Source organism: Phaeodactylibacter sp., from assembly GCF_040219495.1.
GTDB lineage: Bacteria > Bacteroidota > Bacteroidia > Chitinophagales > Saprospiraceae > Phaeodactylibacter.
The window spans coordinates 1-22,928 of sequence record NZ_JAVJSK010000073.1 but is presented as its reverse complement, the minus strand read 5'-3'; the positions used below and the strand labels follow the sequence as shown (position 1 = coordinate 22,928).

At 53.3% G+C, this 22,928-nt stretch carries 15 protein-coding genes; 4 read left to right on the top strand and 11 right to left on the bottom strand.

Features of this window, described 5'->3' with window-relative positions; genetic code table 11:
• A partial coding sequence (locus RIC19_RS10725; RefSeq protein ID WP_350178315.1) for a DUF6444 domain-containing protein occupies positions 1–207 on the bottom strand: 207 nt, incomplete at its 3' end.
• 1,386 nt (positions 208–1,593) lie between these two features.
• Here RIC19_RS10725 and RIC19_RS10720 point away from each other — a divergent pair.
• Positions 1,594–2,250 (top strand): RluA family pseudouridine synthase, encoded by a 657-nt coding sequence (locus tag RIC19_RS10720; protein ID WP_350178314.1) that lies wholly within the window; start codon positions 1,594–1,596, stop codon positions 2,248–2,250.
• A 207-nt stretch (positions 2,251–2,457) separates the two neighbouring features.
• Here RIC19_RS10720 and RIC19_RS10715 read toward each other — a convergent pair whose 3' ends face one another.
• From RIC19_RS10715 to RIC19_RS10695, 5 genes are all read right to left on the bottom strand, one after another.
• Positions 2,458–3,996, bottom strand: coding sequence for a RagB/SusD family nutrient uptake outer membrane protein (locus RIC19_RS10715; RefSeq protein ID WP_350178313.1), 1,539 nt, complete (start codon positions 3,994–3,996; stop codon positions 2,458–2,460).
• A 1-nt stretch (position 3,997) separates the two neighbouring features.
• A complete protein-coding gene (locus RIC19_RS10710; protein ID WP_350178312.1) occupies positions 3,998–7,165 on the bottom strand; it encodes a SusC/RagA family TonB-linked outer membrane protein in 3,168 nt (1,055 codons plus the stop codon).
• Between the two features lie 97 nt (positions 7,166–7,262).
• On the bottom strand, positions 7,263–9,560 hold the full coding sequence (locus tag RIC19_RS10705) for a hypothetical protein (RefSeq protein ID WP_350178311.1): 2,298 nt from the start codon (positions 9,558–9,560) through the stop codon (positions 7,263–7,265).
• A gap of 531 nt (positions 9,561–10,091) precedes the next feature.
• Positions 10,092–11,156: a hypothetical protein gene (locus RIC19_RS10700; RefSeq protein ID WP_350178310.1), complete on the bottom strand. Its 1,065-nt coding sequence runs from the start codon at positions 11,154–11,156 to the stop codon at positions 10,092–10,094.
• Between the two features lie 29 nt (positions 11,157–11,185).
• Positions 11,186–12,163: a glucosaminidase domain-containing protein gene (locus tag RIC19_RS10695; RefSeq protein WP_350178309.1), complete on the bottom strand. Its 978-nt coding sequence runs from the start codon at positions 12,161–12,163 to the stop codon at positions 11,186–11,188.
• Positions 12,164–12,356: 193 nt separating this feature from the next.
• On the opposite strand from RIC19_RS10695, the gene RIC19_RS10690 reads away from it, so the two are divergent.
• On the top strand, positions 12,357–12,935 hold the full coding sequence (locus RIC19_RS10690) for a hypothetical protein (protein ID WP_350178308.1): 579 nt from the start codon (positions 12,357–12,359) through the stop codon (positions 12,933–12,935).
• A gap of 93 nt (positions 12,936–13,028) precedes the next feature.
• Here the strand turns inward: RIC19_RS10690 and RIC19_RS10685 are convergent, their stop codons facing one another.
• The 3 genes from RIC19_RS10685 to RIC19_RS10675 form a co-directional block, all read right to left on the bottom strand.
• A complete protein-coding gene (locus tag RIC19_RS10685; RefSeq protein WP_350178307.1) occupies positions 13,029–13,478 on the bottom strand; it encodes a Uma2 family endonuclease in 450 nt (149 codons plus the stop codon).
• 583 nt (positions 13,479–14,061) lie between these two features.
• A complete protein-coding gene (locus RIC19_RS10680; RefSeq protein ID WP_350178306.1) occupies positions 14,062–14,976 on the bottom strand; it encodes a hypothetical protein in 915 nt (304 codons plus the stop codon).
• A gap of 218 nt (positions 14,977–15,194) precedes the next feature.
• Positions 15,195–16,691 (bottom strand): oligosaccharide flippase family protein, encoded by a 1,497-nt coding sequence (locus RIC19_RS10675; protein ID WP_350178305.1) that lies wholly within the window; start codon positions 16,689–16,691, stop codon positions 15,195–15,197.
• 95 nt (positions 16,692–16,786) lie between these two features.
• On the opposite strand from RIC19_RS10675, the gene RIC19_RS10670 reads away from it, so the two are divergent.
• Both RIC19_RS10670 and RIC19_RS10665 read left to right on the top strand, forming a co-directional pair.
• Positions 16,787–17,284 carry a DUF427 domain-containing protein gene (locus RIC19_RS10670; RefSeq protein WP_350178304.1) on the top strand — a complete coding sequence of 166 codons (498 nt, stop codon included), beginning with the start codon at positions 16,787–16,789 and terminating at the stop codon, positions 17,282–17,284.
• Between the two features lie 104 nt (positions 17,285–17,388).
• Positions 17,389–20,190 carry a T9SS type A sorting domain-containing protein gene (locus RIC19_RS10665; protein WP_350178303.1) on the top strand — a complete coding sequence of 934 codons (2,802 nt, stop codon included), beginning with the start codon at positions 17,389–17,391 and terminating at the stop codon, positions 20,188–20,190.
• Between the two features lie 111 nt (positions 20,191–20,301).
• On the opposite strand, the gene RIC19_RS10660 is transcribed toward RIC19_RS10665, so the two are convergent.
• Both RIC19_RS10660 and RIC19_RS10655 read right to left on the bottom strand, forming a co-directional pair.
• On the bottom strand, positions 20,302–21,342 hold the full coding sequence (locus tag RIC19_RS10660; protein WP_350178302.1) for a serine hydrolase domain-containing protein: 1,041 nt from the start codon (positions 21,340–21,342) through the stop codon (positions 20,302–20,304).
• 235 nt (positions 21,343–21,577) lie between these two features.
• A complete protein-coding gene (locus RIC19_RS10655) occupies positions 21,578–22,759 on the bottom strand; it encodes a cytochrome-c peroxidase (protein ID WP_350178301.1) in 1,182 nt (393 codons plus the stop codon).
• Positions 22,760–22,928 lie beyond the last annotated feature (169 nt).

The following is a 22,928-nucleotide window of genomic DNA, read 5'->3' as shown; positions in this document are numbered from 1 at the left end:
AGACTGGCCACCCTTCTTGCCGCCTTTCTTGCGAGGGAAAGCTGGGGCTTTCTTCAGCCCATCGCTGCTCGGAGGCCGCGACGAAGTCCGGCTATTGGCTTTCAGCTGAGCTTCCAGGGCTGCAATACGAGCCAGCGCTGCTGCCAGCAGTGATTCCAGCTTCGCTATTTGCTCAGCCTGTTGCGCTATGATCTCGTCTTTGTTCACCTGTGCTAGTTCGCTATTTTCTCGCTATTTTGCAAATTGACCTAAATAGTTACACCAAAAGATAGCTACTAAACTTTTATGATTTCTTTCTTTTTGTCTGAGTTCTTCAGTGGTCAACTTACTCATTTCTTCTTGTTTCATTGTTATAGCGTTTTATAGGGATAAAATTAGCGGCAATAAAGATAAGTTTAGCAGCCGACAATTATATTCTGACAACCCAAAATTTGTGAATCTTGAGTTGTTGGACTATTGATCTTACCCCAATCCTTAGGACAGCTAAGAGCAAAAGTGGGCTGCAAGCCAAGACTTTACGCTCTGGTGTTGCACGAAACCGGAGCCGAGCGGTGGAAGCGGGCACTATAGGGTAATCAATAGGCCTTTTTGGGGCCGTGGCGGTCCCGGTGGCGGGCAATTTAGAGCGTGTTGGGACTTTTGTCTTCTAGTCGAAAACTAACCATTTTTTTGGTTAGACGACCTGCCTGCCAAACGGGTTTGCCAGGCAGGCAGGGGCACGAAAACCGGAGTTTAGCCTTAGCTAAATAGCCTGTCCCACAGTTTGCGGGAAGGATTTTCCGCTCTTAGCGTACTGGTCTCGTACTAAGCGGTTCGTCAGACAGCATTAGCCACTCTTTACACCGGCTAGGCCTTCAGGCTACCCTCTCTGTGTAGGCAATACTCACAACACGGTTTTCTGTACCACATCAGGTTTGGCTCCCTACTATGCCTTCGGCTGACTTCTTGATCTATAGGAATACCGAACCTGGTTCAAGACCTCCCTGGGTCTGCGAAGAAAGGAGATGGGGCCCCTTTCTATTAGCCCCTCTTTCTACTAATCCCGGCCCTATCTACTTCCCGGAGTTTATTGGCTACGGCCTTTGACATGATGTGCTGCCTCGACCACTCTGATAAGCCTCTTATACGATTTACTCGGCCTAAGGCCAGCGTGAGATCGCTACGCTAAGTTCTGTTCTTCCGTACCAGTATTTGTAGTCACGTTTAGTTATTCCCTGCGGTCATGCTCTCCGCTGCACTCCGGGTCAGCCCTCGGATCACCCCAACTCCGAGGACCGAAGGGACGATCAGCGAAGCTAAACGCCCCCCCGCAGAAAGTGCGGGGCAGGCTTTGCGGTTGGCGCCGGTAGCTTCACCAACTCGCTACCGGTGGACTTGCACCACCAAGAGAAATCGCTACCTTTATAGCGATGGATGTGCATTCCAGGCACACACACAGGCGATGACATCCATGCTCCTAACGTCGCACGGCACATAGCCGGGCCGTTGCGGGCGCGCTCCCGCTACTTTGCGGGACAGGTCTTGATCTGGCAAAAAATCCTAACCCATGACCTGTACAAAACTATATTAATAAACGCCAGTAAAATATACACCTTGCAAATACACATCATCGAAGAAACCAAAGACTGGATTGTAGTCAGCAAACCAGCCGGTATTCAGGTAGAGCGCAATCCTTTTGGCCCTTCGGTGGAGTCATTGGTATATGCGCATATGGAAGCGGAGCGCCGTACCCCTTACGTTGGTATTGTGCACCGATTAGACCGGGTAACGACCGGTGTCGTCCTGGTGGCCAAGCACCGGAGCGTTCTGCGAAAGCTCAACCGACAGTTTTCGGAAAAAGACGTTCGTAAAACCTACCTCGCTGCGGTCAGTCAGCCCCCGCCGTCCGAACAGGGCACCCTGCACCATTGGCTGGAAAAAGACCGGGCTGCAAAGCGGGCGATTGTGCACACCGCTCCTGTGGATAAAGCACGGGAATGCCTGCTGAATTACAAAGTACTGGCCACCACTCCGGATCACCAAACGCTCCTGGAGCTGGAGCCCCTCACGGGAAGGTACCATCAAATCCGCGCACAGCTCGCTTCCGAAGGCTGCCCGGTTATTGGTGATTTGCACTACGGTGCCGCTCAGCCCTATCAGGAACACCACATTATGCTGCACGCCTGGAAATTGGAATTCTTCGATGAGCGGACTAAAGAACGCCGGCTGCTGGAAGCGCCCCTGCCCGATTGGGCGGATGCCATAAAGTGAGGTGGCCCGACAAACAAAAGCAGTGGCACATTCCGCACCACTGCATCAATTGAGCCAAAGTACAATAGCAACTTTTACTCAATCCCAGCCCGGCCTGCTCCTACACGCCGGTGCCGGAAGATTCACACGAAATGCCTTCTTTTCAGGAAGTACATTTCACTCCTTACATGTTGACATACGGTATCTTTCGGACGGCTGGATTATTTTTCAATAAAAAAACTGCTCCGTCCCCTGCGGGTCCTGCTCGCCCCCAAAGCTATACTCCTCCATGCCATTGATACGCAACTCAGAAGCAGGCACCGGCAGCTGTGCCGGTGTGCCCCATTGTAAGCCACCCAGCGCGGTCACTGTTTCTGATCCCTCCCGGGGGCGCATCCGGCGGCGATCGAGCCAAAGGTTGCCGGGGGCGGTATTGAACAGCTCAATGGCGCGTTCGTAGAGCAGGGCTTCTTCCACCGCAAAGTAAGAGGCGGCAGCAGTGAGGGGCGGCAAATTGCCGCGGACGGTCCGGGAACCGGCGTCGATCACACTGGCCGCAGCGGCAGTTTGTCCGGTGCGCAGCAGGGCTTCAGCCTTAAGCAAGTCATTATCAGCTTTGAGGAAGGTGGGCATAGGCCCGGTCCTGCCGTTGCCAAACAAGCCTGGCTGACTTACCTGCCGACTATGCCGATAGTGGGAAAAGTGCCACTCCCCCCGCTCTGCCGGAAAGCCCACCACGGGGCTGTAGACAAAGTCGGAAGTCAGGCGCGCATCCCCGGAGGTGGCCTGAGTTTCAGATAGGGGAGCATCGCCATTGGCTTCCACCTGCGGGTAGCGGGCGGGCTGATTGGGGTCGAAGGCAGCTACAAGCCGTTGGTCGAGGCGTGCCCAGAAAGGTCCGGCTTCCGTATCCGCCAGGGTGTATTGCTGGTAACTCTTCCACTGAACATCGTTGGCATTAGGGGCGAAGTCATAGGACAAGCCTTGCTCCGCGTGGGTCAGGACAGCAGTCCAGTCGATGGTCTCATTCTCATCCAATGTGCGGGCGGCTTGCGCCAAAAAGCGGGCGGTATAGCTATGGGCCAGCTCCGCAAAGGTCGTGCCGTCCAGCGGTAGCCCGTTGAAGTAATTGTGGATGAAATCAATGCCATTAGCTTCGCCCAGCTGAATGGCCGCTTCCAGCTCTTCTATAGCCCGGGCATTCACCGCCGGGTAGGGCATGAAGTCGATGGGAGCGCCCAACTTAGTATTTTCATCGACAACCGGGGCCTGATCAAACCAGAGGGACAGGTAGCCCCAGCTCAGTCCACGCAGCGCATAGGCGGCTGCTCGCACCGATTGGTCCTGCGGCCCGTTTTGATCGATGCTCACGCCCTGTGATAAGGCACTGAGGACGTCATTGGCATCTGCTACGGCCTGCAGGCACCCGTACCAGGGCACCTCCACAATCGCCCGGTAACCGAGGGGCTCGGAGTTGAGGTTGCGGTAAGAAAGGCGTGGTTCCTGCCCCATGGCAGCCGCACCAAAGTCGTCCCAGGGCAAAGCGTAAGCATCAGCGGTAACACCCAGGGCAACAGCGGGCTCCGGGCTGTGGATGCTGCCCCACCAGGTAGCATAGCCCCGGCGCAGGGCTTCCTGTAGGTCGGCGCCCTTGCTGATCACCTGCTGCCCGTCGGGCGTAAGCTGTGGGGCATTGTCCAGCGACTCGCAGGACCAGAAGCTGGCCAGCAGTACGGTCAGTATGGAGAAGGTAAATTTGCGTGGCATATCAGAACGTTATTTGTGCGCTGAAGCCCAGGTGGCGCCGCAGCGGATGGTTAAAGAAATCGACGGCAAACAGGGCAGGGTTGCCGCCAGGACTTGCGGCACTGCTGCCGGGGGTCCCGTCCTGCCGCTGCCTGAGCGGATTACCGCCGGTGGCTGTTGTCAGGGCCGGATGGTAGCCGCTGTAGTCGGTCAGGGTAAACAGGTTGCGCCCGATCAGGCTAAAGCGGATCTCCTCAAAGATGTTGCGGAGTGCCGGCAGCCGCTCCGGCGTGAAGGTGTAGCTGATGGCTGCTTCCCGAAGCATAAAGTAGGAGCCATCTTCCACAAAATAGGCGTTGGGGGTTAAGTTGCCAGACAATCCCTGTGGCCCGTAGAAGGTAGCGGGCAGTTCAGGGGATGCGCCCAGGTCGGCATGGCGTTCATTGGCGTACATCCACTGCTTGGTGTAGTTGTAAATATCGCCGCCCTTGCGCCAGTCAAACAGGGCGAAAAGTTCAAAACCACCGTAGGCAAAGGTATGGGCAATACCTAATTGAAAATCGGGGTTGATGTCCCCAATGACCTGCTGCACGGGCGCGCCGTTTTCATCGGTGATCAGCACAGGGACTTCGCCCGGGGTGCCGAGCAGGTCCTGCTGTACGATAAAGCCCCGCTCATTGGTCGTGTACTCAAAGGGGTTAAAGTCGGGATTGCCCGACAGGTCATCGGGCGTTTGGGCGAAAGCCTGCCCTACCATAATGCCGAGAGGCTGCCCTTCTTCAATGCGGAACAGGTCGGTATTAGCCCAGCCGGGGCCGGTCTCGTAGGCGGGGATGGCGAGGGCGGCTACCCGTTGCTCAATGCGTTGCCCCGTGGCCTGAATGTCCCAGCGCACCTTACGGCCGGGAATGCGGAATAGCTTTTTGAAATCGATCTGCAAGCTGCCTTCGTAAATGTCGGCTTCTACGGTACCTGCATTGCGCCATTGCCCTTCGAAACCCGCGCCTCCTGACAATTGCTGGAACAAAATCTGATCTTCCGTGGTGGACTGCACGTACGTACCCGATAGCGTAAAGGCTTTGAAGACCGTCATATCTATGCCCACTTCCAGTTCCTGCGTACGGGCGGGCTGTAGGGCATCATTGGCGATGGTTTGCCGGCTCAGGCTGCCGTTGACCAGTTCGTACGTTTCAAACCGTTGCTGATAGGCGGGACGTATGCCTGCGGTGCCCATCGCTGCCCGGAATTTGAGTTCCTGAAAGATTTTCAGATTGACATCCTCGCTGAGGCGGTAGGCAGCCCCCAGCCGGTAGAAGGCTGGCCAGTCTACGCTTGCTCCAAAGAGGGTGGACTGTTCGGCCCGGGCCGCCGCACTGAAAATGTAGCGGTCGCGGAAGTCCACATCAGCTTGTACAAAACCGCTGTAGCTGTTCATTTCCTCTGCCAAAGAAGAGATATTGGTTTCGGATTGCGGGTTGTCCAGGGAGCGGTTACCGGCAACGGCCAGGTTTTCCCCCCGCATGAGCTCAAAGCTACGGTCGAGGTCTTCGTAAAGCAGCCCGGCCCGGAAAGCGGTATTGAAGCCCATCCAGTCTTTATGGAGCAAAAGGCTCAGGGTGGAGGTAAAGTACTGTTGGTCTTGTTGGGCGTTTTCCAATCCTCCTCCGTTGCTGCCCTGCACGCCGGCTGTAGTCAGAGGGCCAAACCCTGCCGGCACATTCGTGCTCAGGTAGCCTTTATCGATAAAGCGCTGCTGACGGGTTGTGCTGCGGTCCAGGGTAGCCGCATAATCCAGGAAAAGCCACTTTGCAGCCTCAAAGGTGCCCCCAAAAGTACCCATTAGCCGACTGTGCCGCATTTCCTGCTGTAGTTGCTGCCTTAGGTAAAGCGGGTTGGTAATACGTGCTCCGGTATTGTCGATGTCCCAGTCCAGAGAGGTCCCGTCTTCTTCATTGCGGGCATCAAGGTCGAACATGGGCGTCAGGAGCAGCGTGTTGGCAACGGGGTTGCCGGGGATGGCGCCCTGCGCAGCGTTTGCATCATTTTGACTGCTCACGTAGTAGGCACTGCCCCGCACTTTCAGCCGGTCGCCGGCCTGATGCCCCAAATTGGCCCGAAAGGCGTGGCGGGTGTAGCCGTCCCGCCCCGGTATGACACCTTCGTCCCGAAAGCGCTGAGCCGAGCCCCGGAAGTGCGTGCCGCCGGTCCGGCCAGTCACTGTTAGTGAGTTGGAGCGGAGGCTGCGCCGTTCAAAGAGGTAAGCGCCTTCATAATCCTGCAGGTTGGGCAGGGGATTGGTATAGGTGTTGGCAGACGTCGCCGGTCCGAGCAGCGGCTGCGGGCCGGACGGGTCCAGAATTTCCCGGTTGGTAAACGTCAATACGGGATAATTTTCCTGTACATCACTCACCTGATAGTCGGTCCGATAGGTAACCTGTGTTTGCCCGTCTGCGAGTTCATAACCGTCTTTTGTGAAGACCTGTATGACGCCATTAGCGCCCTGCGCCCCAAAGGCAGCGGCCCCGGCAGCCCCTTTGAGGACTTCCACCTTGGCGACATCCTCCGGGTTGATATCGAGCAGGTTGCCATCTGCCATAAAGATCCCGTCTACGAGCAACAAGGGTTGTTGGGTGCCGGAGAGGTGGTTGATGCCCCGCAATTGGAGGTCGAAAGCTTGCCCGGCCTGACCGCCAGCCTGCAGCAGCCGCAGGCCCGGAACCCGCCCCGCTAAAGCTGTGCTCAGCCGGTTGGGCCGGTTTTGTTGTACCGTAGCTTCATCCAGCAGGGTTGCCGCAAAGGGCAAGGTGGTAACCGTACGGGGCAGCGCAAGATTGGTGGCAAAAGACTCCGTGCCCTTTACATCGGTGGAGCGGAGCAATACATCGACCCGCTTGCGCCCGATGACCGCTATGGATTGCTCCTCGTAGTCGGGGTGGGCGAAAGTCAGCGTGGGTGTGGGCGTAGGATTGAAAAAGTTTTGGTCTACGTTGATGATGTAGCTGCCATCCTTTCCCGTTTGTGCGGTTTCTGTGCTGGTATTCAGTGTTACCTTTACTCCTTTGACCGGTTCTCCGTTTATAGAGGAGGTCACGGTACCCCGGACAGCCAGGCGCTGGGCCGTGGCTTCAAAAGCAGGCAAAAGGCATAAGAGTAGCAGCATCCCGATGGGGACGAAGCTTGTTTTTCTCATAATCGTTTGTTTTTCAAGGTTGGGGTGGAGCAGCGTTGCCATTGAAGGTGTGGAATAGCGCAACGGGCACATTGGACGCCCGTTGCGCTACGCTATACTATCGCATCACATTCAGCTCGATGGGGTCGCTAAGCGGTGCAGAAAGGCAGCCCCAGTTTTTGGAGTCCTTGTACACCAGCACCAGGTATTTGCCGGCGTGGTAGTCGGTGGCTTGCAGTTCAAAGCTGGGCTTGGACTGCAGTTCGGTAGTGCCCGGTGCCAATTGCCACTCGGCACTGCCAAAGGGCTGATGGTAGAGTGTAAACTGATGGTCGGGCTCTGTGAAGGCATAATCAATAGTGACTGTTTCCCCGGTTTGAATAGGGTAGTCTGCGTTAACGGTGGTTTCCCGCTGATATTTACACGGCCGGAATTTAGCAATCGGCATTTTCGGCTGCAGCGGGTTGCTTTCCATGGCCACTGGGCGGGCAGGGACCTGCATACGGTTGGACAGGTCTCCGTTTGCGCCCTTTTCCTGTGTATCGGAAGACATGCGCCCTTGTACGGGGTCACTTTTCTGAGGCTTAAACTGATCGTGGTAGTCCAGCACCGCCTCGATACCGTAGATAGGGCCGCTTCCGGGCACATAAGCCGCTTTGCGTGCGCCATTGGTGGTTTCTACTGCCACCTCAAAGTAGTTGTGGCGGGCAGGCAGGTTATTCAGGATTTCGCTAACCTGTGCGCCTGCTTTCTGTCCGTTTACAACGAGGCTGAGCTTGTCGGGGCTCGGCCCTGCCCAAACGGTGTATTTGCAGCCCTGTTCCTGGCAGCAGCGGGGGCTGAGCCAGCTCAGGTAGAGGGGGCGGTCGGGTTGAGTGGGGCTGTAGACCAGTTGCAGGTCCTGAATCGGCGTACAGTTCGGGTCGGTGGCAGTCACGCTGATGGTATTGGCTTGTTCTTCGAGCAGTGCCTGATCGATGTACAGATCGTCATTAGTACGCTCAATGCCTTGGGTGCCGATGGTGCCCCGCATAGGCGTATCGGCCGACTGACTGTAGGCATCAGGCTGTGGCTCATAAGCGCCCGGGCGTTGCTGCAGGCGATTTTCCAAATCGGGAATGACGGCTCCACGATCTGCTGTTGCGCCGGTTTGTTCTTCGGCACGTATCCAAAAGGTTTCTGCGGCGACCGGGCGTGGCAGGTCCGGCAGTGGCATGTAGATGGTAACCCGCAGGGTGTGGATGCCACGCTGCATGTCGCGCTGATCCAGGTCGAGTTCAAAGGGCATATCGAGGCCCGGGTAAAGGCTGACTTTGCCCATATTGATATCCCGGTAGCCGGGATGGATGTAAGCGATTTCGGCGTATGGGTTCAGGGCGGTGCAATCGGAGTTGCCCGGCAGCTGCAGGCTTCCGCGGACGGTACTGCCGATAAGGGTAGCAGTGCCGGAGACGCCGCAAACTTCAGGCGCATTAACCGGAGCAGCGGGCTGCGTACGGTAAGGGCTTGGGCTGGATTGGGCGTAAGGCTGAACGGTGGGCTGTTGCACATTGCGTGGCCCCACCTGAATAGTTGTGCCGAGTTCTTTGACTACGGGCAGGGCACAATTTTCCCCCCAGGCGAGTACACGAAGCTCGTAGGTGTTGTTCGGTATCAGGCAGAGCGGCTCGGTGCGCGGGGCCATTCCGAGGGCAGCCTGCGGGCGGCCATCAGCCCGGGTAGGGAACCACTTGCCATCGTTGGCTTTGACTTCTACGAGGAAGTCCCAGGTGGTGCCCTGGCAATTGGAGCAGGACACAATAACGGCAGGCCGGTTCAGGCGGTCACAGTAGCCGGCGGGGTCTATGCGCAGGTTGAGCTGGGGTTCCTGGCAAGGCTGTCGGTCAGGAGCAGCGGTTTGCGGGGCGGGTATTGCGGCACGCGCCTGCCAGTCGCGGTTGGGCGCGGCGGGCGTTGGGGGCTGCTGTTGTGCCACCGGCTGCCCGGGCGTGCCCTCGTAGCGGAACTGCTCCCGCACGAGAGTGGACTCAAATTTTCTGGGCAGGGGCGACTTTACCCGGTAATCGACGCCAACATTATAAAAATGGCGGTTGGTCAGGCCTGTGAGCAGGATGGTGTCCCGCTTCCGGTTGCCCAGGGTGCGCAGCCCGCTGACCATCTCCTTGCTTTCGGGATCTTGCAGGTTGGCGCCCAAATCGGTAATCCAGACCGAGGCTTCCACCTCGCTGGCTTTGCTATGGGTGAAGTGGAAGATCAACTGTGCTTCGCCCGGCACCATAGTAGGCTGGATCTGGGCAAAAAAGCGGGGCTGCTCCTTCTCGAAGAGCCCGTCGAAGATGTCCTGTGCATAGTTGCTTACCGGCCCTAGCAAAAGGGCGGTGATCATGGCCAAAGGGTAGATCAATGTTTTATTCATATCGAGTAGCTATAATTAAGGGCAAATTGCGCCTGAAAATCAAAATTGTTATCACAAACATGTTGGTTCATAGTGGCTCACTATAGAACTGCCTTTTAAGAGTTTGTTGGGGTTTTACACTTCGGGCTGCTCTTCCCAAATCCCAACACGCTCCAAGCGAAGTTATACGCAAAAACGGGCATTTTGTTTTCTCTGTTGCTCCGAAGAGCACCGTATGGATGTTCTCAATCTTGATAAGCGCAGCTATGTTTCGGTAAAAAAGCATAGCGCCGCCTGATACTTGTACCCACCGGGTGTAGGGTGGATTTTTTATTCATGGTATGAACCTGGCTGTTGAGTTGGTTTACGAACTTAATGTTGTTTGGCTCAGGTTTGAAGGGCAAACGGGGCGAAAAACACCGCGCCGGCACTTCTGATCAGGTCGTCTTGTGTAGAAACAGCCACAAATATAAGATTTATCCTATATTTATTGTGCTGAAAGTAGCCTAAAATACAAATATTAACACCCTCAGCGGGCCATTGGCCGACTTGCTACTTCCTGTTCCCTTTCACATACCCCTGTTCCCGGAGTTTTTGCTGGTACAGTTCTTCCCGTGCCTGTGCATTACGGGGGTCTGTGATATCCAGTTTTTGCGCGGCTTCTTTGTGGTTGCGATTAACTTTTCGGCCCAGCAGCCCGATGTTGTTTTGCATAGAAGTCTCGGTCTCCTGATTGGTTTCTTCAATGAGGGCTTCCATATCAGATTCGCCTATGTACTGACCACTACGCAGTTTTTTGCGGGCAATTTCCTTAGCCACCTCATGCCCCACTTCCTCTTCGTAGAAGTTGCGCCAGGCTTTAGTACCCGTTTCGGGGGTCCGGGCTGTTTCCTGTTCGGTACGGTTGCCTTTATTATGACGCCCTACGATCTTAGCGGTTACTTCATCGGCGACTTCTGCTGCGCGGGCGGCGTCTTCCGGTTGCTGGAGCAGGATTTCAGTAACGGCTTCGTCTTCCGCTTCCAGGTTGAAGGTATGTAAGTTACCGAGGAGCTGCTGTTCTGCGTGACGGGAATACCGCCCCAGGCCCTGTGCCCAGCGTTGGCTGTTGGCGGAGTATTTAAAGTAGCGGCTCAGGGCGTCTCTTGGCACCTCCTGCTTGAGCCGCGCCAGTGGCTGCACAACCTTGTCCCGAAAGTCTTCCCAGGAGTCGATGCGCTGCCCGCGTTTCAGCTCTTCGATGCCGTAAGCCAGGGTAATGCCGGCAGGGACCCCTTGCTCCAGGGCCTGCTTACGGGCACTTGAAGCAAATTGGTCCAGAAAGTTGTCGATATCGGTAGCGGTAAGGCCGGCTGAAGCACCGGAACGGCTGGGCTGTGCGCTGCGTGGTGTATAATTTGCAGGCGGTTTAGGGCGGCTGTAGTCCGGGGTTTCGGCAGCGGCTTCCGTGCGGGGCAGTAGGCTGCTTTCGTAAATATCGCCCTGGGCTTTATCGGGCATGACCACTTTGACGCCTGCTTTATCCAGTGCGCCGATGATCAGGATAAGGGCAAAAATAGCCCCCAATAGTTTGAGCAGGCCGCTGAGGCTGCTGTTGTTGCGGTGTTGATTACTCATGGTTTAAATATTGAGAGTTGAGAAAATTTTTATTCAAAAGCCTTGAGCAGGGCGAGGTCAAAACGCCAAAGCTCGTAGGTCTCGATGATGTAAGTAATTTTTTTATGGTAGGTCGGGCTTGTGGCGTAGCCGGCCATTTTCAGCCCGGCGGCACAGGCCGCGTAGTAGGGTACGGTTGTTTCTCCATCAAAAAAATCAGTAGCGGCAATGCCCGACCGGTGGTAAAAGGCGGCCGCTGCTTCCCGGATGTCATGCTCCTGCCCCGGGGGGTAGCGGTCCCAGATCCAGGCATAGCAGCCAGTATGGCCCAGGGTGCAGCTGCGGTTCAGTAGCTGTGTATGCCGGGCGTAGCTGTCGGCTACCGTTTGGTAAGTTTCGAACCGGTCGTAGGTATTGTCGTCGTGGAAGCGCCAGGCCCCGATCGCGGGTGCTACGGGGATGAATTCGCGGTTGTGTAAATCAGCGTAGCGGCGCTCGCGGATTTTCTGGCGGGCATTAGCATTAGGGCGGGCTTTAATGCCGAAGTGGTTGTTGGTATTGCGTGCCAGGTCGGACTGCCCGGCCCGGGACTCCAGCAAGGCTTGCGCCAGTTTGATGCTGGCCGGCACCCGGTGCAGGAGCATATCCCGCAGGGCAGTCTCTGCGTGCGCATCAACATACTGGGTAAAAATCTTCGCCTGCCGGGCCTTTGATTTGGAGAAACGAAGCTTTTGGAGGATGTCTTCTGCATTCCAGGCACGGGCGAGGTCCGGCAGTTTAGCGCGTACATCCGGCGTGTGGCCCGCTGTATTTTCATACCGCTCCAGGGCCAGGCCCGACAAGCCGCCGATGGCTTGCAGCCCCTGCCGGTAGTTGCCCGACATTTCGCGGATAACCGGGAGCTCCGATACTTCATCCCAGCGGTTCTGATAGACATAAAGCCCCACTATTACGGCTCCGGCAAAGAGCAGCGTGAGCATAATGCCATGCGTGATTTCAAAAATTCCAGTCAGGAACTGACGGAGCATAGGCTTTTTGATTGTGGGCGCAAAGATACAGCAGCTTATGCGGACTGCCAATTGTTTAACAGTCTGCAGCGGGGGTAATTCGCTGATAAACAGTTTGTTTTACGGATAACTTTGACTGAATGTTTCAAGGAAGAAAAGAGTAGACTGAAAAACAGAGCGGCCGCCATTTACGTTTCTTTTCAAACCACTAATTATGAAGGTATTTCACGCTGTCCTTTTATTGCTCTGCACAACCGCTGCCCTGCCTGCCCAAACGCCCCTCACCAAACCCCTGACTGACACCGCTGCCCTGACCGGCATGGCCACCCGCTGGAACGATAGCTTCGCAGAGTGGGATATCTTCACCACCGAAACGGAAAGCCGGGGCGAGTTGCGCCTGGCCTCCGTGGCGCAGGACGACTGGAGCCGCTGGCAGTACCGCATCGGGGAGGGCGTAGGCACCATCCGGCAAAAGTGGCCTGACAACCCCAACGAGTGGGAAGCCAGGGGCGATAATGCTATCGCAACGGCCCGGACGATCTTCCGCAATAACTTCCGGGAATGGCGGGTCACCGATGGTACGCATACCGTCACCCTGCGTACCCGCTACCAAAACCTGGCAGAGGACTGGGCCTTGCAGAGCGAACGCCACGGCTGGTTTGAGATGTACACCGCTTACGAAGGCGACCTGCGGGACTGGATCATCGTGGATGAATTGTCGGAGGAAGTGCCTTTGCCGATGCGGGTGTTGCTGGTTTTTTTGGTGGTGTACCACAGTACGCCGAAGTTATAGTTCCACCCCGCTGTAGATGGCTTCCATGCTCAGGCTGCCGTTGATGGCGCCAAGCGCTACTTCCTGTTCGAACCCGCTGAAGACCACGATCTGTCACAAGTCTCCTTTTCGCCGATACACTTCCACCGTATGCGATTGGCTGTCAATCAACACATACTCCTGAAGGGAATCCAATTGGCGATACCGGTGAAATTTCCCGCCCCGGTCGTAACTTTCGGTGGAAGGCGATAACACCTCTGCAATTAGAATGGGGTTGGCAATGGCTTCTGCGGGCTCCGATACAGTATTCAAAGGCGGGCAGGCAATGGAGGCATCGGGATAAACGTAGGCGTTGACGGCTTCGATGTGGATGCGCACTTGGCTGCCAAAAGCCTGACACTTCGCCTTTCCACAGTTCAGTGCTGAACGCAGCCCGGCATAAATATTACCGCTAACCAAAGCATGGTTGATCGTTCCAGGCCCAACAGGAGAAACCTTACCCTTGTAAAACTCAATTTTTCCCTCGGTCTCTTCATCAAGCTGAAAATAGGCGGCGCTATCCATTGGGGAGACATTTAATCCGCATCACTTACTTTGCATGGAAATACGCGGATTCCCTCACTTTCGCAACTGCCTCAGCTCTTCTCTAGGCCAAACGCACCAAACTAAGTTTTCATAAAAAAGGGCGATGAAGGCTCTCGGGCATGGCGATTTAGTCTGTTCTTCGCTTCAAGCCAGCCACGTACGGGCCCGTATGGGCGGGGCTCTTCATTTTGTCCCAGTGCACCGGGACCCAAAACGAAGCAAAAACGCTAGAAATTCGCAAACCTGCCTGCTCGCCAACTCGCTTGGCAGGCAGGCTCCTCCGTCGAACATGCAATTTCGGCAGCCGCCACCCGCTCTTACGTGTTCCGCGACATGTTCCAAACGTGCTCCAACCGCATTCAAATTTTGGTACGTTTGCCCTAGCTCTTCTCACTCCAAGTCAGGTGGCGACTTTGGAGTCGCGACCTGACAGCCAAAAGACAGCCGTAAGTAATACAAAGCGCAGTTGCGCTCAACTTCCTAGATTCTATTTTGATGAAATATTGCCATTTGAACTTCAGCGCAACTGTTTACAAGCGCTTCCTCGGGGCCTAACTAAGGATCAATTGGAATCAGGTTTCATTTGATAGCTTGGTTCAAGTATAATTTCTTGTCCTGCCATTTTTAAATATTTATTAAATATAGGACGGATTTCAGGTTCCAAATAAATATAAAAAAACCCTTTACCCCTTAAGATTCCGAATTTAACTTCTACATCCTCTATTTCATTTGGGTGTTCAGCGTATAGTTTCGCCAAAGCCAAGAATGCTTTCTTTTGTATCTCAAATAAATTCTTCATGTTGTCATCCCATCCACTACCTCTTGGCTGATCCCCAGTAGAAATAAGAAATGGTCGCACCATGAATACAGAATGCAGTGCCTTCTCTGCATCATCAATATGGTTATGCTTAGCAGAATGGATCCCCATATAATAATTCATTTCCTGAAACAACACTAACTGTCCATAGAAATACTTTCGTGAAGCATACCAATTCATCGTTATTGAATCAAATTTTTCATCAGTCGAAGGATATTGATATTCTGAGAACTTCAATATGTCAGATGTTATTGCAAACAAAACAGCCTTGTCAAGTTGGTCGTTCTCTACGGTTAAACTCCGTAATTTTTCCAAAAAAGGCACAAGCTCTAAAGGGCCTATCTCTCGACCGTAAAGCTCAGAGAAGGATCGAATAGTATTTGGAGTTATTGATTTGTTGAGTAGAGACCTTTTTAAAAGGACATTCTTCATGTCTTTGAATGAGCTTTTAGGGTACAGCATCAAACTGTCAGAGATAAAGCTTTCCAATTCCATAGCCGAAGAAAAGTGCGCTAATGAATCCAACGGTATATTTTGGCCATCCCCTTTTGTTGGTCGGCTAAAGAAGACGATAAACAAAAACATGACGGAGTAGCTGCCCTTATTTACAATTAGCCGAATTGAAAGAAAAGCAATATTTTTTAATCGTTGAGCGCGCATTTTTGGAGGGTTTTATTCTTGACTTAATCTACATTTTGGAAAATGTTAAATTCAAAAATAGGCAGTTCAAATTTGAATTCAAAGAAATGAGAATAATAGGGACATCTGGCCTGCTAGAACAAGTATAGCGGGTTTGTCATTTCAAGTCAAGTGACGAACCCTCAGCCGAGTAGAAGATCACAAAACAAGTACCCGATTTCCTGATATTCTACATCATCCTAACGTTTCCGCAGCTGTTCCAATGCCCGCTTTAACCCATCCCTTTCCAACACTGCAAGGAAGGACAAATAGCCCAGCAATAAAACCGTATTCAGCGCCAGCCCGGCAGCAAGGCCCGGCGCGTAGGATTTTTGCAGCAGCAGGCTCAGCGCGTAGACTGCAATTGCCCCCAGAATGTATAGCGCCATTCGGCCCACCGGATAGTGGATAGGGTAATACCGTTGCCCCGTCAGATAACTGGCAGTTGCCATGAAGCTGTAGCAGGCCAAAGCAGCCAATCCCGGTGCCAGGTAGCCGTACCGGGGGATGAGCCAGACATTCAGCCCAATTGTGATCACAGAGCCGGCAGTGGCAATATACCCGCCGATAATGGTCCGGTCCGCGAGTTTGTACCAGATGCTGAAGTTATAATAGAGCCCGAGAAAAAGGTAGGCCATCAGCAGGAATGGGACCACAGCGAGACCGCCCCGCAGGTCAGCTCCGAGGTAGTACTGAATGACATCCATATACAGCATGATGCCCACGAAGGCCAGGCAGCCCACGAGGGTGAAGCCCTGCCCCACCTGCGCATAAAGCGTACTCTTGTCTTCCCGGGCGGCATTGCGGAAGAAGAAGGGCTCGGCAGCGTAGTTAAAGGCCTGCGTGAAGAGGTTCATTAGCACGGCCAGTTTGGCGGCAGCCCCGTACAGGCCGACCTGAGCGATATTGTAGTCCATATCATCAGAAGCGAGTTCCTTCAGCAGGGGGATGCCCACAAACTGATTGACAATCCCGGCCACGCCCACCACGATCAGCGGGGCAGCGTACCGGAGCATCCGCTTCCAGAGACCGGCTTCAAAGGTCCATTGTGCCTTAAGCAGCAGGGGCGCCAAAAAAAGCAGGACCGACCCGCTGGCCAGCAGGTTGGACAGAAAGACGTAGCCGATTTCCCGCTCAGGATTGTACAGCCAGCCTGCCCATTCGTACCCTTGCTCCAGGAGCCAGGGGCAGATTTTGAGGAAGAAAAAAATAAAGAAAATATTCACGAGGATATTCAGCGTCTTGATCACCGCAAAGCGGATGGGGCGGTTTTCCAGGCGCAGGCGCGCAAAGGGAATGGCTGCCAGGGCATCAAAAGCAATGATGAGCGCAAACCAGCGGACGTACTCCGGGCGGTCGGGGTAGTGCAGCCAACGGGCAATTTCGGGGGCAAAGGCCAGGGAAAGCACCGTCAGCACCGCCGTGGAAGCCAACAGGCTGATGGCAGCCGTGGAAAAGCTGCGCTCCATATCCGATTCCTTGCTGCCAAAGCGGAAGAAGGCCGTCTCCATCCGGTAGGTGTAGATGACGAGGAGGAGGGCGGCCCAGGCGTAGAGGTCCGTCACCACGCCGTATTCCTGCGTCGTGAAGTAGTACGTCAGGAAGGGCGTCAGGATGACGAAGTGCAGCAAGCGGCTGAGAATGCTGCTCGTACCGTAGATGGCGGTCTCACCTGCCAGTTTTTTGAGTAGGGACACGGGCGACGGCTTATGATGATGCCTGCAAAGCTAGTGATTTTCATGGGATGATCATGCGATGGCCAACCAACGGTTGTTTTTCCCGTTTCAAGCGTATGAATAAGAAACGCATACCACCCAAACCCGGTCAGGAAAGCGTCTGGGACTACCCCCGTCCGCCTAAGTTGGAACCGGTCTCCGCTCACATCACCATCAAACACCAGGGCGAGGTCGTCGCCTCCACCAACCGGGCTTACCGGGTGCTGGAAACCAGCCACCCGCCGGTGTATTATTTACCGCCGGAAGATCTTAAGGAAGGGGTATTGGAACAATCTCCAAAATTTCAAACCCACTGCGAGTTCAAAGGCAAAGCGCGGTACTGGGACCTAAAGGTCGGCGAAAGTAGCGTTCAGCAGGTCGCCTGGAGTTATCCTGACCCCCGGCCGGCCTTTGCGCCCATCAAAGGCTACCTGGCTTTCTATCCCAGCAAAGTAGACGAGTGCTACGTTGGCAATGAGCGGGTGCAGGCACAGGAAGGCGACTTCTACGGTGGGTGGATCACTTCCAAAATTGTGGGCCCGTTCAAAGGTGGCCCCGGCACCTGGGGCTGGTAGTGCCCAACAAAAAACACCCGCCCGGCCATCACCTCTATGAATTCCTATAGAAAGGGCAGCGCAGCAGGCGGTATCTTTGGTGTCTAATCATTACCCAAGAACTGATGAAGACACTATTGAGCACTGTTCTTTGCCTGATCGTTTTGTCGGCCTCCGCCCAGCTGACGTTGGAGCGCGATATCAATCAGGAACCTGCCAGTTCTGACCCTCGCAACCTGACCGAACTCAACGGGCAGTTGTACTTTACTGCTGATGACGGGCAGTATGGCCGGGAGCTGCACCGGTATGATCCTGCCAACGGTACCGCCGCACTCGTTGCGGACATCAATCCGCTGGACGCCAGTAGCAGCATCACGCAATTACTGCCCTACGACGGGCGGCTCTACTTCGGGGCTCGCTTCAGTGCAGGGATCACCACTCTTCATGCATACGATCCGGCGACGGGCTCGCTGGGGCGGGTATTCGACTCTATGAACAACAGTATCAGGAACCCCACGAGCCTTATGGTGCATGAGGGGTGGCTGTACCTGTCCTTTGAAGACCCCGTGGCAGGTATCGAGGTGGGGCGCTATAATTTGGAAACGCAGGAAATGGAGCTGTACGATCTGAACCCGGACGGCAACAGTAACCCCAACTTCTTTACGGTAGTGGGCGATAAGATTTGGTTTGCAGCCAATGACGGCAGCAGTGACAGCCGGTTGTGGCAGCTCGATCCGGCGGACGGGACCGTAGAAAACGTAGCCTACGACAGCCCGAACGACCTTTACCCCAGCATTAATATACTGACCTATATGGACGGGCGTTTCTTTTTCCGGGGTTTTACGCAGAGCACGGGCGAAGAGTTTTGGGCGTACGATATTGCGACCAACAGCCTTTTAGACCTGCCGGAAGTTTATCCGGGGATCGCCAGCAGCAGCCCGTTTGGTTTGACCGCCTTTGAGGGAGACCTCTATTTCTCTGCCCGAGATGTTATCGTGGGCACCGAGCTGCGCCGTTTCAACACTCAAACCAATCAGATCGAGTTGGTGGCCGACCTCAATCCGGATGGTAATGCCTCACCAGCCACGCTTACTGTATTCGATGGTCAGCTGTACTTTGTGGCAGAGCAGAGCCTCAGCAGCCGCGGTTTGTATGCCTACGATAAGGCTACCGACATGGTGTCAGAAATCGTTCAATTGGATGGTGACGGTGCGCCGACATACCTGACCATCGAGTACAATACCGGCACGGCCCTTTACCTCTCCGGGCTGCACCCCGAAGTGGGAGATGAGTTGCTTACCTACACGGCCGGGGCCACAACGGTGTCCGTAGCTGCCGATATCAACACCACCACCATCGGCTCCGACCCCTACGGCTTTACCGCTTACAACGGCAAACTGTATTTCGGTGCCGATGAAGCCAACAGCGGGCGGGAAATCTGGGTGTACAATCCTGCGAGCGGTGCCACCGAGCTTCTTTCTGATACTCCTGGCAGCCTGCGGCCCGATAATTTTGCAGTACAGGCTGGGAAGCTCTATTTTTCCGGTATTCACCCCGACAGCGGATACGGGTTATTGAGCTATGACGATGCTACCGGGCAGATTGCAGCCACTGCCTTTTCCACCCCCAGTCATACGGGGCATATCACAGATGTAGTCGCCTACGACGGGCGGGTGTTTTTTAAAGCTTACAACGAGGAACTAGGCGATGAACTTCACGCTTATGACCCGGCAACCAATACTTTCGAAGTCATAGCCGACCTCTACCCCGGCGAAGAAGATGCCAACCCGGAAGGGCTGATCGTTTGTGCGGGTGCGCTCTACTTTCGGGCTGACGATGGCGTCTCGGGCTACGAACTATGGCGCTACCAAAGCGCTACCGACGCTGTAGAACTCGTTGCCGATATCCGGCCAGGGGCTCCTGATGGGAGTCCGGAAGATATCGTTGAAAAGGATGGGGTGCTCTACTTTCGGGCTAATCATCCGGACGCGGGCTTCGAGCTGTTCCGTTACGACCCGGCAACAAATGAGGTAGCGCTGCTTACGGATGTTAGCGGGAATTTGTACCCCGAGTACCTCACTTTTTATCAGGACAAAATCTACTTCTCCGGCCGCCTTAGCAGCAGTCAGGGTACGGAATTGCTAGTCTACGACCCCACTACGGGTACCGTAAGCCTTACGGTGGATATTGCCCCCGGCTCCAGCAGCAGCGGTCCAAGAGATTTGGTGGTATTCAACGACAAGCTGTACTGCTCCGCCAATACCGAAGACTACGGGCGGGAGTTTTGGGAATACAATGCAGCAGATTCCACTTTCGCTATTATTGCGGATATCCGCCCGGGGGTACGCGATGGCGATCCTACCTCGCTCACCTTGTTCAATGACAAACTTTACTTCGCGGCCAACGACGGGCAGCGGGGCACTGAAATCTGGAGCCTAGCCGCCTGCCTGAATATTGTGGTGGACGCCTTGCCGCAGGTAGACGATACCCTCGGCGGCATCGACCTGATCGTAACAGGCGGATTACCCCCTTACACCTTCAACTGGAGCACCGGCGCCGCCACTGAAGACCTGTTTGATCTGTCAGCAGGTACTTACACGGTGACTGTCACGGATGCTTCCGGATGCTTGTCGGAAGTGACGGCTGAAGTGGACTTTCTGAGTGGTACCGAAGCGGCAGGAGTGGCTTCCACGGTGCGCCTGTTCCCCAATCCGGGCGATGGCGCATTCGAGTTGCATTTTGAAGGGCTGCAAGCTACCCACCTTTCGGTATACAATCAGCATGGGCAGTTGTCGTATGATCAACCGGTAACAGCCGGTGCCAACCGACATTCGCTACAGCTGCACCATCTGCCGGATGGCTTGTACTATCTTTCGGTACATACCCGGCAGGGCATTCAAATAAAAAAATTGGTTATTGCACGATAAGGAGGGTTACGGGCGTGGTCGGTCATTATTGCTAACAGTCTCTTCCATGCCCGTCCTCTTTTTTGCATCTTCCTCTATGCCCGATGAGCAGTGTAAGCAGAGGGTACTTGGTCAGGAGTTTTTTCCTCTCCTCAATATTTTTACAATACGGTTGTATACGATTTCCCCTAAACTCCAGGTGTATCCATCAAAGTTAGTGGTATTCACCAATTGAATGACAACGGTGTCGATGTCTTTGTGGAATTTGGCAATACTTTGGTAGCCGGGGATCAACCCGGTATGGTTATACTCGTAAAGGGAAGCGTAGATTTCCTGTTCCTCTTCATCAAGCAGGGAGCCATCGTTCAGTGCCCTGAGGAAAATACCGACATCTTCTGCTGTTGCCAACATCGAGCCATAGTCAGTCGTTTTGATGTCTTCCTCCACACCGACATAGTAGCCACTCATGACCCTATTCAGATCTACATCATGGATAGAACCAAAGGTGTTTTTCAACCCCAGAGGCACCAAAACTTCCTGCTGTATGTATTGAAATTTGTGGTATCCCACCACTTTCCCGATGAGTTCGGAAAGCAGTAAATAATTGGTGTTTGAGTACTGATAGGCTTCACCGGGCTCAAAGTTGGCGGGTAAGCCAAGCACCCGTTTTAGCGCTTCTTCGCTGCTTTTTGGCGGGTCTGTCCAGAAATTCGGCGTATTCGTTAGGTTGGGGATGCCACTCCGGTGCTGCACCAGCATGCGCAAGGTGATTCGTTCTGCATTTTCAATGCCCCCTACAAGCTCCGGAAAGTAATCGGCAAGGGTTTTATCCAAAGACAACCGTTTGTCGCTCACTAATTTTGTGATGGCAACCGCATCGTACAATTTGCCAATACTGGCAATCTTGAACAAAGCGTTTGGGTCTGCGGGTATCTTTTTTTCCCGGTTTTTCCATCCGGCTGCGTAAAATGCGGGCTCCTTACCACCCTGATCCACATAAACAATGATTCCATCAAAGTCGTGGCGAATGGCTTCATCGACTTGTTCCTGAACGGTATCGGGCAGTGGGGCTATCCAAGCGCCTAATAATACCCATGGCACAAAGAACATGGAGGCAACTGTCCCAATCAGCAATATGATTCTGATTCCCCATTTTATTTGTTGTTTGGTCATAAGACTAGTGCTTTTTTCGGAAGTGGTTAAAAGTTCAGCAAATCCAGGGCTTCAAGCATGAAATATACCACGCTCTAAGAGGTATCACCCTTTGGCCAGCCTGCCACCCTATACCATAGTGGCATTGAGCCCCGAAAGGCTTAGCCTGAAGAGCGGGGATATCCTGATGAAGCTAAAACCAAGTAATGCGGCAAAATAAAATAGCCTCCCTCAGAGCATGTTTGGATCATAAACGCTACTCAAAAGGATCACTCCATTTTTCTTCTGACTCCAAACTGTTATCTGTCAGCGTTTTAAGGAAAGCGACTAAGGCCGCTTTTTCAAAATCCGATAGATTTAATCGAACAGGATTCCCTTCGTTATCTGTCAATGCAGGCGATAATGTTGGGTGATTTTGAATACCACTATTATAGTGCTCTACCACTTCTTCTAAAGTCCCAAACCTTCCATCGTGCATATAAGGCGCAGTTAGTTCTATATTCCGTAAACTGGTTGTTTTAAAACGCCCTGTAAAAATTGGATTGGCAAACACTTCTCCTGCTCCTAAGTCAGTAGTAGAATTAGCGTCAAGCCCATTGTTTTGAGGTCCTGGATTGGCACTAATAAAAGCTTCAGTCGTATGGCAACCAAAACAAGCACCACCTCCATTAGGAATAGTTTGAAAGAAAATATTTTTTCCTAAGTTTTCTTCGGCTGTAAAATTTGGGAAATTCGCACCCGGAGAAGGCGATAAACTTCTTCCTTCATCATATTTGCTGGAGTAACTTACAATACTGCGAACGAACTGTGCTAAAGCCTTAGCAATTCTATCCGAATTAATGTCTTGAGAACCAAATGCTTTTTCAAATAACTCAGGGTAATAGGATTGTGCTTCAACTATACTTACAATTTGTTCCAAGGTCATCCCCATTTCAATTGAGTCCTGGAAAGGCATAAGCACCTGTTCTTCTAAAGTACTTGCTCTTTCATCCCAAAAAAAACGTCCCCGTTGATAAAAACGAGCGTTGATCAGCGTCATAGAATGCCGGCCTGTTGTACCTCCGTCAAAGCCGATACTTAAAACAGCATCATCTGAAAAGCCTTTATCTTGCTTATGGCAGGAAGCACAAGCAATAGTTCCATTAGCACTTAATTTTTTATCATAAAACAATACTCGCCCAAGTGCAGCCCCGGCATCTGTAATCAAATTGTCTGAAGGCGTATTGTCTGTTCCATTAATGGAAGTTGGCAGAGGCTGTCCTTGTACATTTATAGTGAAATGGTCAGGTAAGTTTAAACTAGAATAATCAAATGGAGTGTTAGGTAAGTTCAGAACATTTTCCTCAGTTGGTTCAACTATCTCGTCTTTGTTACATGAAACCAGGCTTGAAATTAACACACAAGAAATAGCAAATAAGATTGATTTATAACTATTCATATCAATGTTGATTTGAACATTTTGACTCTTTTTTGTAAAGAAGGTTTATTTGATTTGAACGTTTTTCCCAAATTGGCTACAACTTAGTAGAGTTTATTAACGCAAATTTTGTATGTCTCTGAATGGTATTTTTCACCAGCTCTGCATCTCGTCCTCACCTTCGTAGCTT

Bases quoted from the DNA above. Each gene is read 5' to 3' on its own strand.
- RIC19_RS10715 (WP_350178313.1), bottom strand. From the start codon at position 3,996: ATGCCACGCAAATTTACCTTCTCCATACTGACCGTACTGCTGGCCAGC.
- RIC19_RS10710 (WP_350178312.1), bottom strand. From the start codon at position 7,165: ATGAGAAAAACAAGCTTCGTCCCCATCGGGATGCTGCTACTCTTATGC.
- RIC19_RS10705 (WP_350178311.1), bottom strand. From the start codon at position 9,560: ATGAATAAAACATTGATCTACCCTTTGGCCATGATCACCGCCCTTTTG.
- RIC19_RS10700 (WP_350178310.1), bottom strand. From the start codon at position 11,156: ATGAGTAATCAACACCGCAACAACAGCAGCCTCAGCGGCCTGCTCAAA.
- RIC19_RS10695 (WP_350178309.1), bottom strand. From the start codon at position 12,163: ATGCTCCGTCAGTTCCTGACTGGAATTTTTGAAATCACGCATGGCATT.
- RIC19_RS10690 (WP_350178308.1), top strand. From the start codon at position 12,357: ATGAAGGTATTTCACGCTGTCCTTTTATTGCTCTGCACAACCGCTGCC.
- RIC19_RS10685 (WP_350178307.1), bottom strand. From the start codon at position 13,478: ATGGATAGCGCCGCCTATTTTCAGCTTGATGAAGAGACCGAGGGAAAA.
- RIC19_RS10680 (WP_350178306.1), bottom strand. From the start codon at position 14,976: ATGCGCGCTCAACGATTAAAAAATATTGCTTTTCTTTCAATTCGGCTA.
- RIC19_RS10670 (WP_350178304.1), top strand. From the start codon at position 16,787: ATGAATAAGAAACGCATACCACCCAAACCCGGTCAGGAAAGCGTCTGG.
- RIC19_RS10665 (WP_350178303.1), top strand. From the start codon at position 17,389: ATGAAGACACTATTGAGCACTGTTCTTTGCCTGATCGTTTTGTCGGCC.
- RIC19_RS10660 (WP_350178302.1), bottom strand. From the start codon at position 21,342: ATGACCAAACAACAAATAAAATGGGGAATCAGAATCATATTGCTGATT.
- RIC19_RS10655 (WP_350178301.1), bottom strand. From the start codon at position 22,759: ATGAATAGTTATAAATCAATCTTATTTGCTATTTCTTGTGTGTTAATT.